This window comes from Paenibacillus naphthalenovorans, from assembly GCF_900099895.1.
Classification (GTDB): Bacteria; Bacillota; Bacilli; order Paenibacillales; family NBRC-103111; genus Paenibacillus_G; species Paenibacillus_G naphthalenovorans.
Map to the genome: position 1 here is coordinate 23,573 of NZ_FNDY01000038.1, position 15,293 is coordinate 38,865.

Annotated in this window: 14 protein-coding genes; all 14 read right to left on the reverse strand. The window is 52.4% G+C overall.

The genetic code is table 11. From position 1 onward, the window contains the following. Positions 1–13: 13 nt before the first annotated feature. Positions 14–1,291 carry a TRAP transporter large permease gene (locus BLT35_RS23045; RefSeq protein ID WP_074729852.1) on the reverse strand — a complete coding sequence of 426 codons (1,278 nt, stop codon included), beginning with the start codon at positions 1,289–1,291 and terminating at the stop codon, positions 14–16. Beyond that, on the reverse strand, positions 1,288–1,839 hold the full coding sequence (locus tag BLT35_RS23050) for a TRAP transporter small permease (RefSeq protein WP_074729853.1): 552 nt from the start codon (positions 1,837–1,839) through the stop codon (positions 1,288–1,290). The genes BLT35_RS23045 and BLT35_RS23050 overlap by 4 nt, the downstream gene beginning before the upstream one ends. A 104-nt stretch (positions 1,840–1,943) precedes the next feature. Continuing rightward, entirely contained in the window at positions 1,944–2,996 is a 1,053-nt protein-coding gene (locus BLT35_RS23055; protein WP_054816993.1) for a TRAP transporter substrate-binding protein, read from the reverse strand. A 548-nt stretch (positions 2,997–3,544) separates the two neighbouring features. Further along, entirely contained in the window at positions 3,545–4,354 is an 810-nt protein-coding gene (gene thiM, locus BLT35_RS23060) for a hydroxyethylthiazole kinase (RefSeq protein WP_171006011.1), read from the reverse strand. Between the two features lie 30 nt (positions 4,355–4,384). Then, positions 4,385–5,152 carry a 3-oxoacyl-ACP reductase gene (locus BLT35_RS23065; protein ID WP_074729854.1) on the reverse strand — a complete coding sequence of 256 codons (768 nt, stop codon included), beginning with the start codon at positions 5,150–5,152 and terminating at the stop codon, positions 4,385–4,387. An 11-nt stretch (positions 5,153–5,163) separates the two neighbouring features. After that, positions 5,164–6,633, reverse strand: coding sequence for an acyl-CoA reductase (locus tag BLT35_RS23070; protein ID WP_074729855.1), 1,470 nt, complete (start codon positions 6,631–6,633; stop codon positions 5,164–5,166). Continuing rightward, positions 6,630–7,769 (reverse strand): LuxE/PaaK family acyltransferase, encoded by a 1,140-nt coding sequence (locus BLT35_RS23075; protein ID WP_062410243.1) that lies wholly within the window; start codon positions 7,767–7,769, stop codon positions 6,630–6,632. The genes BLT35_RS23070 and BLT35_RS23075 overlap by 4 nt, the downstream gene beginning before the upstream one ends. A gap of 70 nt (positions 7,770–7,839) precedes the next feature. Beyond that, positions 7,840–8,871, reverse strand: coding sequence for an ABC transporter substrate-binding protein (locus tag BLT35_RS23080; RefSeq protein WP_062410242.1), 1,032 nt, complete (start codon positions 8,869–8,871; stop codon positions 7,840–7,842). Then, the gene (locus BLT35_RS23085; RefSeq protein WP_054816989.1) at positions 8,868–9,629 is read right to left on the reverse strand and encodes an ABC transporter permease; all 762 of its coding nucleotides are present in this window, start codon (positions 9,627–9,629) and stop codon (positions 8,868–8,870) included. The genes BLT35_RS23080 and BLT35_RS23085 overlap by 4 nt, the downstream gene beginning before the upstream one ends. After that, on the reverse strand, positions 9,626–10,375 hold the full coding sequence (locus BLT35_RS23090) for an ABC transporter ATP-binding protein (protein WP_235594189.1): 750 nt from the start codon (positions 10,373–10,375) through the stop codon (positions 9,626–9,628). Before BLT35_RS23090 ends, BLT35_RS23085 begins: the two co-directional genes overlap by 4 nt. Before the next feature lie 245 nt (positions 10,376–10,620). Continuing rightward, entirely contained in the window at positions 10,621–11,622 is a 1,002-nt protein-coding gene (pdxA, locus tag BLT35_RS23095) for a 4-hydroxythreonine-4-phosphate dehydrogenase PdxA (RefSeq protein ID WP_054816988.1), read from the reverse strand. 5 nt (positions 11,623–11,627) lie between these two features. Beyond that, on the reverse strand, positions 11,628–12,911 hold the full coding sequence (locus BLT35_RS23100; RefSeq protein WP_083351386.1) for a four-carbon acid sugar kinase family protein: 1,284 nt from the start codon (positions 12,909–12,911) through the stop codon (positions 11,628–11,630). A gap of 173 nt (positions 12,912–13,084) precedes the next feature. Then, positions 13,085–14,926 carry a sigma-54-dependent Fis family transcriptional regulator gene (locus BLT35_RS23105; protein ID WP_083351387.1) on the reverse strand — a complete coding sequence of 614 codons (1,842 nt, stop codon included), beginning with the start codon at positions 14,924–14,926 and terminating at the stop codon, positions 13,085–13,087. 65 nt (positions 14,927–14,991) lie between these two features. Next, on the reverse strand, positions 14,992–15,293 hold a 302-nt coding region (locus BLT35_RS23110; protein ID WP_139170851.1), incomplete at its 5' end, for an EamA family transporter.

Genomic DNA, 15,293 nt, shown 5'->3' on the forward strand with positions numbered 1-15,293 from the left:
GTGTCCTCCTCTATCAAGTAAACCAACCAAGCGGTACAAGTACAATTTGCGGGAACAGGGTGAGAAGAAGCAGAATAATCACTTCAACCAGCAAGAATGGCCAAACGCCCCTCATAATATCTTCCATACTGAGCTTTCCGACCCCGGCCGCTACGTTCAGTACGGTTCCTACCGGCGGAGTAAGCAATCCAATGGAGCAGTTGAGGACAAACAAAATTCCGAAAAGCACCGGATCGATTCCTGCGGCATCGATAATCGGCATAAGCACCGGCGTCAGGATCAAAATCGTAGGCGTCAAATCCATAGCCGTTCCAACCAGGAAAACGACAAGATTAATCATCATCAATAAAAGCAATTGATTATCCATTAACGGGCCAAGCATGTTCGTCAGCTCGTTGGGAATATTGGCTACGGTAATCAGCCAGGAGGAAACCAGCGCAGCAGCAGCCAGGAACATCACGACGCTGGTCGTTTTGCCTGCCGCCACCAAAACCTGGTACAAATCCTTCAGCTTCAGCTCGCGATAGACGACGAGACCGACGAACAGCGCATAAAAGGCGGCAACGACGGCGGCTTCCGTCGGTGTAAAGGCTCCACCGCGCAAACCGACGATAATAATGACCGGCAGAATAAGCGCCCATATCGCTTGGACCGAGGCCTTCAAAATTTCCTTCCCGGATTTTTTCGGGAATACTTTGTAGTTATCTTTGCGTACGATCAAATACCAGGCAACGGTCAAACCGACGCCAAGCAATAAACCGGGAACAATACCGGCCATAAACAATTTGGTAATCGAAACACCGCTGGTCACGCCAAAAATGATCATAGGGATGCTTGGCGGAATGGTCGGCGCAATGATCCCGCCGGCGGCGATCAACCCGGCGGACCGGTTTTTGTTATACCCTGCCGCCACCATCATTGGAATTAAAATCGCTCCGAGTGCAGCCGTATCGGCTACAGCGGAACCGGATAGTCCTGCGAACATGACGCTTCCGATAATCGCAACGTAACCGAGGCCGCCTTTGATATGACCGACGAGAGCCATAGCGAAGTTAATGATGCGCTTGGAAATACCTCCCGCATTCATCAGCTCCCCCGCCAGGATAAAGAACGGAATCGCGAGCAGCGGGAAATTGTCGGCGCCGTCAATCAGGTTCTGGGCCATAATCTGACTGTCGAAAATATCCATCGTATACATTAGCACCATCCCGCTGACGAGCAGCGAAAAGGCGATCGGGATGCCAAGCGCCATAGCGCCCAGCAGAGATCCGAGAAATACGGTAACGATCATCTTGGAACCTCCTTATTTCCAGAGGTGTTCACATGCGTAATGATTTCCTCAGATTCGTGGATTTGCATATATTTATTGACATCCTCATTAGCGAACAGCACACGGTACAGCTTAAAAATGATGATCAGCCCCATACCTATACCCATGATAATACCCGTTCCGTAAATCAATGTTAGCGGCAAGCCTGTCGCCGGTGCCGTACTGCCGGCGTTAAGCAGCGTAATTTTCCAGCTCCCTTCGACCACCAGGTAGATAACGGCCAGCAAAATCACATTACTGATGATGAATACGATCTTTTTCAGCGGCTTCGATAATCTTTTGACCAGCATATCGACACCCAGATGGGAATTTTCCTTGAATGCAATAACTGCGCCGAGAAGCACAAGCCATATGAATAAAAATCGGGCCATTTCCTCGGACCATGTAATGCCGGAGTTAAACAAATAGCGCAACACGACATTTCCAAAAACCAGGATAGCCATGAGCGATAGCGCCAAAGCAATGAAACCGTTAAACAGATTCTCAACCGCTTTTCCTACATTTTTCACGTGGATACTCCCTCCTCTGTTGTAATCGAGAAAACGTGTTGTCGGGGCATTCCAAGTCGCCAGATGGTCGGTCCGGGCCTGTTTGCGCTTACTTCTTATCAGCGTTACTGCGCTGCCGCCTTAATCTTTTCTACCATGTCCTTACCCCACGGGTATTTCTTGTAGAATTCCTCGTACAATGGAGCTGCGGCATCCTGCATCGCCTTCTTGAAGCTGTCATCCGGCGTAATGAACTGCAAGCCCTTTTCCTGCAGGAATTTCTTATCCTCCTCAAAGCTGTCTTCAAGCAGCTTCCACTCATGGTCCGCCGCTACTTTGGATGCATCCTGGATGACCTTCTGCTGTTCAGGCGTCAGTGCATCCCAGAATTTCTTGTTGATGATATACATATTAGGACTGAACATGTGGTTGGATTCCAAAACATACTTTTGAACTTCGTACCAGCCGGATGCGCGTAAGGTAGCGATCGGATTATCCTGACCGTCCACAACCTTTTGCTCAAGTGCGGTAAACACCTCCGATATCGGCAGCGGCGATACGTTGGCTTTCAAAGCTTGGCCCAGTGCGATATAGTTCGGAATGTTCGGCATACGGAGACGGAAGCCTTTGAAATCCTCAATGCTGTTAAGCGGCTTGGTGCTGGAGAACATCCGGAACCCGTTAGCGCTCCAGGCGAGCACTTTCACGCCGTGCTTGCTTTCCATATCTTCCGCCATCTCTTGTCCGATCGGACCGTCAAACACTTTCTTGGCATGGGCGAAATTTTCAAACAAAAACGGCCATTCGCCAACCTGCATTTTCTCGATATCGGACTGCATAATCAGCCCCGGAATTCCCATCTCGATCGTTCCGCTGCGAACTCCGTTGTAAAATTCCTTCTCGGCGCCAAGCTTGTTGTTGTCATAAATTTCAACCTTGAGTGTGCCATTCGAATTGGTCTCGACCAGCGGCTTAAATTTCTCGCGAAGTGCAACGTTCTGCGGATGCTCGGGGGCAAAGTAATTCGCAACTTTGATCGTTTTCGCTGCCTGACCCGAGCCCCCCGATGCTCCCGTGCCGGAACCGGTACCCTGATTGGAACTGCCGCAGCCGGCAAGCACAACGGAAGCGGCCAGAAGCAGAACAGCTGTCATTTTAAACCCTCTTTTTACGCTCATAAATGACACTCCCCTTTTACAAAGTTGGATCATTTATTATTTCTGGAAATCGGGTTAGTTTGATTTCCAGCAAATAACCGGGATGAAAGCGGTTAAATTTGTTATGTTAGTTTTATATTATAAAACTATGTTTTATTTCCTGTTCATATAGAGACATGCGTGAGTCCCAAGATATCAAGTCAAAATACAAAGGCTTCACGGGATAGTGCTGCTCATCGTCAAGGGATTTTGTCGCAATTTGTTTTATATTATAAAACATAGTTTTATATAAATGAGTTGAAAACGCTTTAAATGAACTATATAACACACTTGCATCTTTTGTCAATGACTAAAAATATTTTTTTATGCAGCGGCCCCGCTAGTGCCGGATCACGGATGAATGACTTCAAACCGCGGTAAACCATCCGACAACCGGCAGGGCCTGTGCCATACGATATATCCAATTATTCGCCTGTCATTTTCCCTTCAAATGCATCAAGACAGGCTTTGCAAATACCGCAAAGCGGACAGGATTTGGCATTCTCGGTTTCCTTGGTCACGTACGGCACCTACTCTACGTGAATCGCCGCATGTTCACGCAGCGCGGCCCCATCCGTCAGGTGCAGCTGATTTAGAAATTCGGTCTGAAAAGTGCCCGGGCGATCGGCTCCGGACACCTCGACAGCCTTCTCTGCGGCCACTCCGTAATAAGCCAGGGCCGCTGCCGCGGCCAATGTCAGATCCTTTTCGACGGCCGCGAATGCGCCGATCACCGAGGTTAGCAAACAGCCCGTCCCGGTGACCCTGGTAAGCAAAGGGGTACCGTTGCTGACTTTATAGACGATCTTTCCGTCACTTACCATATCGTCCTTCCCGGTAACGACCACGACGACCCCCAGCGTCCGGGCCGCTTGACGGGCAAGCTCCGCTGCATCGCCTCCCGCCTCCAGGGCATCGACGCCCTTGATGCTCCGCGCTTCCCCAATGACATTGGCCACTTCGGCGGCGTTCCCCCTAAGAATCGAGACCTTGATGTCCTTCATGATTCGGCGTGCCGTTGCCGTTCGATAAGGGGTGGCTCCCGCTCCTACCGGATCGAATACCACAGGTACCCGGTGCTCATTCGCCGATTGGCCGGCAACCTGCATCGCATGAACAACCTCTTCATTCGGCGTGCCCATATTCAATACCAGCGCCCCGGCTATTTTGGCCATATCCGCCACTTCTTCCCTGGCATAAGCCATGACGGGAGAAGCGCCTAAGGCGAGCAGCCCGTTGGCGGTGAAGTTCGTCACAACGATATTGGTAATATTGTGTACCAACGGGCTCTTTTCCCGTACCTTTTCCAACACAGCGACCGCTTGTTGAATGTCCACCATATGAACCTCCTTACTCGTTCCTCATTTTGATCAATGCATCGTCAATCCGCCGTCTACCCTTAAGCATTGTCCTGTGATAAAGGCCGCCCACTCCGAGGAAAAAAACAAAACGGCTCCTGTAATATCATTCGGAGAAGCCAACCGTCCCATCGGCGTCAGACGGATGATCGCATTCTTGACATCTTCCTTCGTCTCCCGGCTTGAGTCGGTGGGGTACGTCAGTCCGGGCGCCACACAGTTGACCGTAATTCCGAAAGCTCCAAGCTCTGCAGCCAGATTGCGGCTGTAACCAAGCAGGGCCGATTTGGCCGTTGTGTAATCATGATACGGGACAACCGGAAAATCAATCAGATTGGTGACCATATTCACGATCCGGCCGCCGTTTCGTTCCTTCATGTGGGGAATCACCGCCTTGCAAACATGAAACGCCCCGCCGAGGCTGCCGTCCAGTTGTCTTTGATAGTCGTCCCATTCGATATTCCATGCCGTTGCGCGCTGCTTCGGGTTGAAGCTGTAATGGCTGAGCGCATTATTGACAACGATGTCGATTCCGCCGAAAGCCTCCACCGCTTCGGAGACCATCCGCTGCACCGCCGCCCCGTCCGTGACATCGGCCTGCAGCGCCACGGCCTCTCCTCCCGTCTGCCGGATGTGCTCCGCCACTTCCCAGGCCGACTTTTCATTGCTTTTATAGTTGACGATAACCAAAGCGCCCAGAGCACCGAACGCCTTGGCAATACTTGCGCCGATGCCCCGGCTTGCGCCTGTGACCAAAACCGTTTTTCCCGCAAAGTCCATTCCTATCCCCCCTACTCCACATCGGGATCATACCGTTCGGCATCCTGCTCCACGCTTCTCTCCAAATCAACCCAGCGGACCAAATCGAGCAGATTTAAGCGTCCGTCATGGTGCCAGCCCGAGGGCGTCCGCGACATCTCCCCGACCGCGCAGATGCGGGTGGCGCCGTACATGCCAAGCAGCCCTGCCACCGCTTCTAACCGGTCCGGACCGACAGCGAGGCCCACCGTCTGCAAAACCTCCCGGTAAGGCCGGATCTGTTCGGCGGCCGACTCCAGGGACTCGCACGCAAACACATGAATCGTCCGGTTCAATGGAGAAGCCTCGAAGCCGGGCCGCCCGTGATAAATGACGGTCCAATCCGTTCCGGTCCGACTCGTATAGACCGCTGCGGGTTCTCCCCGCAAACTCATCATTTCAAACCGCTGTCTCACCGCGTGAATAGCCATCGATTCCTCGTCCGACAGCACGGCCCGGGGCTTCTTCTCGTGATAGCGTTCCATCTCGGAGGCGAGCAGCTGCCCGAACTGCCGCGGCGATACCGCGCCGCCTTCTTCGACGAACACACTGTGCGGAGCCAGGCAGCCCTGCTGATCATAGATCGATGCGTCCTCCGCCAACCTCCGGGCGGTTTCGCGATAGCGGTCTGGGGTCAGCGCCTCCTGCCCGATCATCGCGAAGCTGACCTTATGGCCGTAGCTGATAAAGCGCTTGGTCCCCGGCACTCGCGACCGCAGCTTTTCCACCGTTTCCTGCGAGCCGTAAGCGACGACCGCCTCTGCCGCCTCGATGACAGGCCGCTCCAGCACTTCATTGCCGCCCTTCCACGGCAGCACGGCCAGGCAGTCCGCGAGTGCGGGGTCCACTTCCGCCAACGATTCCGCAAACAGCACAGCCATCAGCGGCTCGGCCGAGGACGTCTTGCCCAGATTCGCCGATTTCAACAAGATTCCCATGACCAGGCTCCAGATCGGAAGCCCGGGCACATTGCCGGAAAAGACGTGAAATAACAGCTCAGGCCCGTACGCCCGGCTCATTCCGCCGTTTTTCATCGGCCGGAACTCATCAAGCACCTCCGAGGCATCGAATTCCACGTCCAGAAAGCGAAGCAGCTCCTTCCGGCGAAAGGTCCGGAAGAAGCGTTTAAGTTCGAGCCGAATCATTTCCCCGTCGTAGCCCGTAATCACCGGCAGCCAAGCCTCCGCCAACCGGCGGAGCTCATAGTCCGGGTCCAGCCATTGGCGAACGGCCAGGTCCAATCGCTCAACAATCTGTTCCGTTCTTAAGCGGGCCAAATATTCCCTCCGCCGTACGGATAGTTCCCGGGTAATGTCCGCCATCAACTCCGGTGTCAAATCCGGGTATTGAAGAACCAGCGTTCCCTGCGGACCATCGTAAAGCCGCTCCGTAAACGAACCCGGCCGGATGCCGCTTGGGACTTTGTACGCAGGTCTTACGGTCACCGCCTCACTTGAGTTCATGCTTTCACCTGCTTCTTATGGGAACTCATCAACTGATCGATGGCTATGGAGCACCCGCGGGCCTCCGAGCCTTTGATCCGTCCCAGCAGGACAAGCCCGCGTTCGTTCTTATACCCCATGTCCTCCGTGAGAACAGCGAATGCCGAGTTCCAATTCCCCAGATCATAGTGGGCCAGAACACCGGTTTCCCCGTCTGGAGCCGGCTCCAATGTGTCGGGGTTAAGAACAAGCGTCCGAATCCAGGGGGGATTCGCCTTCTCATGTACGGCACGGCCCGTCAGTACGCGGCTGCGTATCGTTTGATCATAGATTTGCGAGCTGAGCTCCGTCATCCCGTACATATTCACACAGGACTCGCGATTCAGCCCGAAATGATCTTCGATCTTCCGGTACAGCTCCTCCGCCGTGATCTCCCGGGACTGCCCTTTCAGACCGCCTGTATCAAACAGGCGGCTGCCCTGCGGAAGCTCGACTTGAAATGAATGGTCTGCACAGTAATCCAGCAAATGCACATAAGCAAAAGTAGCCCCGATCAGAAGCACCGGTTCGTTACGAGCCGTACACTCCTGAAGTGACGCCAGAACCCCTTCCATATCCAAACCGTTCTCCTGCGAGTAAAAATAACGGCTGCCGGATGTGCCGTAATGCTCCACAGCCTTCGTCAAATAACGGGAGAGGGACGAATTGCGGTTCAAATCGGCCGCGGGAGACAGCACCAATACCGTGATCCGGTCACGGTCCGGAAGCACATAATGCTTGAAAGGAGGGACCATCGATGCATCCCATACTTCCAAGGTCGGATGATAATGCTTGCCCCGCTTGTCCGCATTCGTCGTTCCGCTGGTCATGAATACGGCTTCCGCTTCCTCCGCCGGCTCGCAGGATAGCGTCAGCTCTTTAAACGCCTGAATCGGGATCGGCGGAATCTCCCGCCAATCCCTAACCGTTAACGGGGATTTACGCCGGGCCTGGCAATATTTCTTGTACGCTGCATTGTGTTGAAACTGATAGCGAAACAGCTTTAAAGCCGCTTCCTGAAACGAAGCCTCCGATTCAGCCTCCGTCACATCGCCTGCCGAAAAGCGTCCGATATACCCCAGAATATGTTGTACGATTTCTCTCGATTCCGCCTTCAATTTGGATTCCCCCTCCCTATAGCACCACTCCCATTATTGTAAAGCCCGATACCGCTCACACCTGCGGCGATTACTTCTTCGGAACCAGGTCATTGGTCACGATGTCGCTGAGCTTCAAGTCATTTTGGATCAAACCCAGCTTCTTATATACGTCGGCGCCTTCCTGCAGAATAGACGCATCCAGCCATCCAAGTCCGTTTTTGTCCGTATCTTCGGATACCGTCGATTCATTGCGCAGCTTGATGATTTCTCCGTTGCGCTGCTTATCTTTTCCGTCGATCGCTTTCGTCAAAGCCAGTTCAGCCGCCGCGTCAGGATTCTGAATCATCCATTCGGCGCTTTTCTTATAGACCTCAAGAAAGCTCCTCAGCATTTCTTTCTTCTGCTGGAAGGTCTCTTCGGTCACAACGAACACGTCGCTCGGTACATTCAGGTAGTCCTTCACGTTGATGACATTCACATCTCCGAGTCCTTTCAGCATCGCATCGGCCAGACCGGTATCGGTGGCTGCCGTTGCGTCTACCTGCCCTTGGATCAGAGGAGCGAAATTGGATACTCCGGTTTCCACGATCGTGACATCCTTCTCCGTCAGTCCCGCCTGATGGAGAACAACCAGCAGGTTATGGCGGGTGCCGCTGGATAAACTGTATACGCCGATTTTTTTCCCTTTGAGATCCTTAGGTTCCCGGATGTTCTTATCCTTTAAAGAAACGATATTAAATACATTTTGAGGATAAATGTTATAAATGACGCGCAGCTTCTCGCCTTTATCCAAAGCAAAGTACAAGGAACCCGGGTCTGTAAACGCAATGTCGGCCTGCTTGGACAGGATGTTCTTAATCGCATCTCCGCCTCCGGCGCCCGGAACAAACGTAAAGTCAATGCCCTTTTCCTTAAACCAGCCTTGCTCCTCCGCATAATAAAGATTCGTTTGTTCGGTGATCGGCTTGCTCCAGCTGGCCATGATCACCTTTTGCGTTTGCGCCGGCGTCCCGGCGGCCGGTTGAGCCGAACCGGTTTCATTCGACGATGGGGTCCCGCATGCCGATAACAGCAGGCTCCCCGCCAACATCAGGATTGCTGCGATAGTATATTTTTTCATTTGTCTTTCTCCCTTTTATACGGTTTTAACTTGACCCTCTCCAGAACAATAATGATCTGATATAAAATCATTCCGAGCACGGTGAGCAGCAGCAGTACAGCGAACATCAGAGGCGTGTCCATCATCCCCTGGGAGGCGATGATCAAAGCCCCGAGGCCCTGGTTTCCCCCGATAAATTCGCCGACCACCGCCCCGACTACAGCCAGCACCACAGCGACGCGAAGCCCTGAGAACATACCGGGCAATCCCGCCGGCAGCTTGAGCCGGATCAACGTCTGCCACCGGGAGGCTCCCAGCACCCGGAACAAGTCCCGCTTCAACGGATCTACGTAGTGAATAGCGGTAACGGTGCTTTCCAGCAGAGGAAAAAAGGAAATTAGCGCCGTGATGACGACTTTGGGGGTGGTCCCGAATCCGAACCAGATCATAAACAGCGGCGCCAGCGCCAGCTTGGGCACCGCTTGACTGGCCACGATATAAGGGGATAAAAGCCGTCTTAGCCACGCCCATTCGCCCATCGCGATCCCGCAAAGAACCCCGAACAAGCCGCCCAGCAGCAAGCCGAGCACAATTTCCAGCAGCGTTTGGCCGATATGCTTCGTAAAATATCCCGTGACCAGGCCCGTCCACAAGGTATCAGCTATGACAGACGGGGCAGGCAGTACCAACTCCGAGACCCCGCTGGAGCGGACAAAGCCCTCCCACGCGGCGATCATCAGCACCAAAAGCCCGACCGGCAGGACAGCATTCCGAATCACTTCCGCTCCCCTCCTTCCATCGCCTGTCTCACCGCCAGACACACCCGGTTAAATTCGCCGTCATAGCGCATCTCATAATGGCGTAAATCGGGTAATGGCACGGAGTACTCCCCGGCAATGCCTCCTCCATGAAGAACAATGACGCGATCCGATAAATACACGGCTTCCGTAATGTCATGGGTGATAAAAAGGACCGTCATCTTCCTGCTCCTGCACAGCTGGAGAAGGTCCTCCTGCAAAGACTCCCTTGTCAAAGCGTCCAATGCGGCGAAAGGCTCGTCCATCAGCAGCAAGGACGGGTTTCGCATCAAAGCCCGGGCAATGCCCACACGGCTTTGCTGACCGCCGGACAGCTCGGCGGGATACTTATCGGCATGCTGAGCCAGGCCCATGCGTTCCAAAAAGGCGTCCGCGGCCTCCCGGTCGGCTCGGGTCGGCTTGCGGACCAAAGACACCGGCAGCAGGACATTATCCCTTACCGTCTGCCACTCCAGTAAAGTAGGCGCTTGAAAGACAACGCCAACTTGGGTTTGCGGCTCCGTGACCGGCTTGTCCGCGATCCGGACCGTCCCTTCGTCAGGCGCGAGCAGGCCCGCCGCCATCTTTAACAAGGTCGTCTTGCCGCAGCCGCTTCTGCCGACCAGGGAAACGAACTCCCCTTCCTGCACCTGCAGATGCAGGCCATGAATGACCTGCTGCTCTCCGTTATAGTTGTGACTAACGCCTTGAAACTCCAGGTAGACCACCTTGATCCCCCCTGCTTTCTACTAACAAAAACACACCTTGCCCATAGCAAAGTGTGTCTCTCACCTCTCCCTACGCTGGCATGACCCAACAGGTTCAAATGGTTAACGGCGGACTAGCCGTACTCTCAGCCCGATTCCTCGGACCCCCACGCTTTATCCAATTATATTCATGATACGCTATATGTGAACCGGCGGTCAAGAAAGAGCCTGCTTTCCTATCAAGGATCACAGGCTCTTTCCTATTCTTATTGCAGATCTTTAGGTGCCAGCTCAATGGCATCCCGTATGGCGGCCAGCATGCTCCGCTCGTCGGCAATATTTTTACCGGCGATATCAAAGGCGGTTCCATGATCTACAGAGGTGCGAATGATCCCGCCCTTTAATCCGACCGTGATATTGACTCCCTCTTCCAATCCCAATACCTTGATCGGACCATGGCCTTGGTCATGGTAGCAGGCGACCACGATATCGAAATCCCCGCGGACCGCACGGAAAAATAACGTATCCGCCGGGTACGGCCCCGTGACGTTGATGCCCTCTGCCTTGGCTTTCTCAATGCCCGGAATCAGCTTCTCTTCTTCTTCCCCGTTTCCGAACAATCCATTCTCGCCGGCATGAGGATTAATCCCGCATACCGCAATGCTCGGCCGGATCTTCCCCGCACGGGTAAGCGTCTCATGAGCCAGCTTGATGACCGTATACGTTCTTTCCGGATTAATCATCTCGATCGCTTTAATCAATCCCACATGGGTGGTGAGATGAATGACTTTCAAATTCGGAGAGGACAGCAGCATGGAGTAGTCCTCCGTGCCGGTTAATTCAGCCAGAATTTCGGTATGTCCCGGATACAGATGTCCTCCCTTATGAAGGGCTTCTTTATTCAGCGGCGCGGTACAGATGGCATGAATTTCCTTTGCTTGCGCGAGTTCCACGGCCTTTTTAATGAATTGGAAGGCTGCGTTGCCCGCCTCGCTCGATACTTGCCCGAACGGCAGGTCTTCAAGCAACAGATCCAGATCGACGCAGTCTATCGTGCCATGCTGAAACAGGGCCTCGCTAAGCTGACTGATTTTATGAATCTTCACATCGGCCTGCACGATATTTCTGGCGCGTTCCAGAATTTTATAATCGCCTATGACAACCGGCTTGCACTGCTCGTATACCTGAGCCGATTGCAGCGCTTTCACGATAATTTCCGGACCGATACCGGACGCATCACCCATCGTTATGCCAATTACTGGTTTCATACGATTTATTCCCCCTTGAGCTTTTGTATGGAGTTAAGCAGCGATAAATCCGTTCCGAACGCCCCCGCTTTGGTGATGGCATACATGGGCCTGGACCCGATCGTTCGGCCGAGCGGAATACCGGTTTCCACTTCGGCTATGAGATGAAATCCGGTCACACCAAGCTGCATACAAACTTGCTTTGCCGTATCCCCTCCGGTTAACACCAAGCCTTTTACTTCGCAGGCTTCGGTGAGACGGGAAGTGACCGTTCCCAGCGCGGCGGATATCGAATTGCTCACTGCACTTTCGTCCATTCCGTTCTTTTTTCCCAGCCGCTGGGCCTCTTCAATATCTTCAGGCCTTCCGGAGGAAAATAAAGCAATATCCACCTGATCCTCGAGCGCCCGCTTGGCTTGCTCATATACTCTTTGCATTTCCGCCTCACGGGACGCCTCATCAGCGACAAGTAAAGAGGAACGCATTTCAATACCTTTAATATGAGGCTGCTCAAGGACAATATCCAGCTGTTTCCGGGTCGTTGAACTTACACTGCCGGCCACAAGCAGCACCGGCTTTGGATCCCGCGGGATATCCAGCTCAATCCGCTTCGGCTGCAGCCCGTAGACCTCCGGCAAATAATTAGCCAGCCCTGCAGAGCCTACCCAGCAAACGGAGTGGCCGCTTCGGGACATCAGTTGAACAATAAGCCGCAAATCTTCTTCCCGTTCGGCGTCAAATACGATATACCGGATCTGATCCTCCCGACATTGCTTTAGCTTGGCCTGCACCTGTTCAAAGCCGGATCGCAGCTCCTCATAAGTGACCAGAGCCACCGGCCGCTCCGATTGACCCTGCACAATGCTCGGGATATAGGAATCACGGACAGGGGTTTTCGGGTCCCTTGCGATTTCCGTCTCGCCCAAGGGCCTTCCATAAAGGTAGTGAATACCTTTGACGGTCGTTCTGCCATTCCTCGGATACGCCGGTGCAATGACGACAAAATCCGGATGAAAAACGTCGTATAAAGCATCGATCTCCGTGCCCAGATTTCCTCTCAGGGTAGAATCCACTTTTTTGTAAATTACATCAAAGCTGCCCGATTTAAGCACCTGCGACGCTTTTTTTACTTTGTCATACGCCTGGCTTTGAGGCAGCCATCGGCTATCCGTATCAATGACAACCGCGTCCTGATCGAAGGCCGTTTCATCCAGCTCGAACAATACCGACGTATTCAAACCGTATCTGGCCAACTGCACTCCGCTATCATTGGCTCCTGTCAGATCATCGGCAATCATCGCTAATTTCAACACATTCACCTCTTTTAAACACGGACTGTTTAAAATTTATACACATTCCTGTAAAATCGCTTTTATTTTCTAACTCTTACTATTCTAAATCATAATAGTTAATGCATAGTAAATCAATATAAACTTTTGATTTTATAAAAAAACGGGCAAAAGTGTTTAAAATTAAAACACTCTTACCCGTTTTTTGTCTCCTTCAGCTTTCTCCATAAGGTAGCTCTCGTGATGCCTAACCGTTTGGCCGCTCTGGATTGGTTCATCTTTTCCTCCGCAAGCACGCGTTGAATAATCTCCTGCTCGATTTCCTCCAGCGTTTGATGAATATCGATTTCCACCGTGCCGCTGCGGGACGCGCTTTTTCCGGTATCTGATGGAATCAGGGACAGCACATCATTTTCAATATAATGCCCTTTCGAAATTCTCACGAAGGAGTCGATCATTTGTTCAAGCTCTTCGAGGTTTCCTTTCCAAGCATATTCAGACATCCTTTCCAGCACATCGTTGCGGATGCCGACGATTTGTTTTCCGTACTTTTCATTGCATTTTCCAATAAAATAACGGATATACTCATCCAGATCTTCCATCCTTTCGCGCAGGGACGGAATATAAACAGGGTGTTTTGAAATCAGCTCATACAGCTCTTGGCCTACGGCCCCTTTGTCCAACATGGCCTCGGGTGATTCCTTAAAGGACATGATAACCTTGTTGGGCTGCCGCTCCAGCCATCGGCTAATGGCGGCTTGACTGAGCTCATCGAACTTTTCCAACCCTTTGAGATAAACCGTTCCGTTTTCAATCCCGGACAGCGCATCTGTTAATCTGGAAAGCGCACCGGGGGTGCCCGCCTTGACAGTCAATTCAATAAACCAATCGTTCTTGGGTTCCAGTGATCCGTGAATGGCCCCGGCTATATATTTTTTGCCCGTCCCCTCTTCTCCGTACAACGTAATCAGATGCTCGGCGGCGGCTTTCTTCGCTTGCTCGATGGCCTTCTTGCCTTCCCTGGCCGACCCTAGAATCTGGGTAAACGAATGGACGGGAGGCTGCGCATACTTGATCTCCAGTTCGTCCTCTGCATCCCGGAGTGATTTTATTCTTACATAATAAAGACGCTGATGCCTGTCCTCTTCAAAAATCCCCAAGGTCCACTGCAGCTGCCGTCCTCCAATGTTTACGTAGGAGATCGCTTTTTTATTTTCATTGACGGTCTGCACCATGGACATCCAATCCGGAAACAATTCTACTAAAGAGGGATCGGCCGTTTCCCCGGGTTCTCCGAACAGCTGCATGAAACGGCGAAAGCCGGGATTGGAAAAGCTGATCCTCCCCTGCTCGTCTGCCATCGCAATCCCTTCTTCCAGCTCATGGAGCAGCGCTTCGTAAGCCCGGTATTTCTTATTCGCCTGTAGCAGCACCTGATATACCTGTTTGGCATGATGAAAGGCCTCGATGACAGACTCTCTTCCCGATGTAATCAAGACGCCCTGCAATCCGTGCTTCTTCGCCAGCCGTATGGTGACGGTATCTCCTACGATCACTTGAACGCCCTTTTTTTTGGCTTGCCGGATAATCCCCTCCACCTGCAATTCTTCATGGATCACTGTATAAGGAATATCAATCCCCATCAAGTGGGAGACGGCAATCACGTCATCGCAAATATTCGGAAAAGCCACCATTTCGAGCTTCCCCTTATAGTCTTTGACCAAGGTTAGCGTACGAAGGAGATCGAAGCCCGACAAGGGAATTTCAACCACGGGCTGGGGCACATGGTCCCGAAGAAGATTCGCCGTTCCTCCCCGGCTGATAATGATGTCGAATTTCTCGTTTTCCAGATGCTTATATATGGCCAAGGCTTCTTCAAGGTCGCCTTCTTTTACCGTAATATCCAAATCCGTCTGTTCCGACGCAAGGCTTAAAGCTAATTCTTTCAATCCTCGATAGGGGGCCAGCAGTAAAATCTTGATCTTCATAGCAAACCAGATCCTCCAACCCGCTTGATTTTCATACCATAACGCCATGCCTTAAACCAGTAAAGCACTGTAAGCCCCTCCCTTTGTTCGGGTACCTAAAGTGCTTCAGCCGTTTAAAGTGTATCATTTTCCGCAGGAAAATTCACCATTGTATTTTTTTTGCGCAGCTCCGGTTTTTGGGCATGAACAAGCCATACCCCGGCAAGAATACAGACGATTCCGCCCAGGGTTGCAGGGTTGAGACTTTCGTTCAGCACAAGATAGCCTGATAAAACTCCGATAACCGGAACCATCAGCAGCGAGATCGACGCTTTGCTCGCTGTTAGTGTAAAATCTCCGTGGGTGTAGGAATTGGAAAAAGCGGATATAGAAAAAGAGCTTCTCCCTTGGTAAAGTGATGTTTGCGCACAACACA

Coding starts and splice junctions, on each gene's coding strand:
- pdxA (WP_054816988.1), bottom strand. CDS start 11,622: ATGAAACCAGTAATTGGCATAACGATGGGTGATGCGTCCGGTATCGGT.
- thiM (WP_171006011.1), bottom strand. CDS start 4,354: ATGGTGGACATTCAACAAGCGGTCGCTGTGTTGGAAAAGGTACGGGAA.
- BLT35_RS23045 (WP_074729852.1), bottom strand. CDS start 1,291: ATGATCGTTACCGTATTTCTCGGATCTCTGCTGGGCGCTATGGCGCTT.
- BLT35_RS23065 (WP_074729854.1), bottom strand. CDS start 5,152: ATGGACTTTGCGGGAAAAACGGTTTTGGTCACAGGCGCAAGCCGGGGC.
- BLT35_RS23070 (WP_074729855.1), bottom strand. CDS start 6,633: ATGAACTCAAGTGAGGCGGTGACCGTAAGACCTGCGTACAAAGTCCCA.
- BLT35_RS23105 (WP_083351387.1), bottom strand. CDS start 14,926: ATGGCGTTATGGTATGAAAATCAAGCGGGTTGGAGGATCTGGTTTGCT.
- BLT35_RS23080 (WP_062410242.1), bottom strand. CDS start 8,871: ATGAAAAAATATACTATCGCAGCAATCCTGATGTTGGCGGGGAGCCTG.
- BLT35_RS23055 (WP_054816993.1), bottom strand. CDS start 2,996: ATGAGCGTAAAAAGAGGGTTTAAAATGACAGCTGTTCTGCTTCTGGCC.